Source organism: Patulibacter ginsengiterrae, assembly GCF_056269115.1.
This window is the reverse complement of sequence record NZ_JBWDOG010000043.1, coordinates 1-910: the sequence shown is the minus strand read 5'-3', so window position 1 is coordinate 910 and position 910 is coordinate 1. Positions and strand designations below refer to the sequence as shown.

Annotated in this window: 1 pseudogene; it reads right to left on the bottom strand. The window is 69.6% G+C overall.

From position 1 onward, the window contains the following. Positions 1 to 910: pseudogene (locus ACVUH9_RS22200) on the bottom strand (hypothetical protein); the annotation flags it as partial.

The window sequence follows — 910 nt, the reverse complement described above, 5'->3', positions numbered from 1 at the left end:
CCCTTCAGCGCCTTGTCCAGGATCGGCGTCTCCGCGGTCGCGGAGCCGACGATCGAGGCCTTCGGGCACTTGTCCGTCAGCGCGTCAGCGGTCTCGCAGAGACCCTGCGCGTTGTCGGCCGCCAGCGCCAGCGCCTTGGGCAGCGTGACCGAGGTCGACTTGAGGCCGGCCTCGTTGTTGTTCTGCCGCACGACCGCGGTCAGGCGGGGGTGCTTGAACTTGCCCATCTGGGTCTTGTTGCCCAGCGAGAGCTTGAGCTTCGGCCCGAACTTCAGCTCCTTGCAACCAGCGAACGTCAGCTTCGCCGACGGCGACGCAACGGCACCGGCGGCCGAGGTCAGCTTCGTGCCGAAGGAGCTGCCCTCGCACGAGGTCGGGTTGCGGATGAACCCCTTGCGGGTGATGTCCATCGACAGGTCCCGCAAGCGGAGCGGGATGCCTTCCTTGATCTGCGGCAGCGGATCGCTGTCGACCGTCACCTGGGCGGTCTCCGGATCGATCCTCAGGGCCTGCCGGACGACGACGTTGCCGAGGTCGTAGGGGCCGGCGATCGCGCGAACGATCGTGACCATCCCAAACGGCGCACCCTTGTACCCGTTGGTCAGGTAGACCGCGCCCGACAGCGCGTACGGCGCGGCACCGGGGCCGGCCTTGACCGCGACGGTCCCGATCTGCGAGCCACCCGGGCAACGCTCAGCGGCGATGTCGTCCTCGTTGCAACGCTGGACGCCACGGAGCTTCGCCGTCATGCCCTGCGGCAGCGACGCGCTGACGCCCGACAGGAACTGGCTGCGGTCCGGACGCGAGAACGCGACCGACAGCGGCGAGAACGCACCCGCCTGGAGCGACGCCGGAGCGACGCCGAAGCCGGGGGTGAAGCCGCCGTCACCGCAGCCGGCGGTCAGCAGCG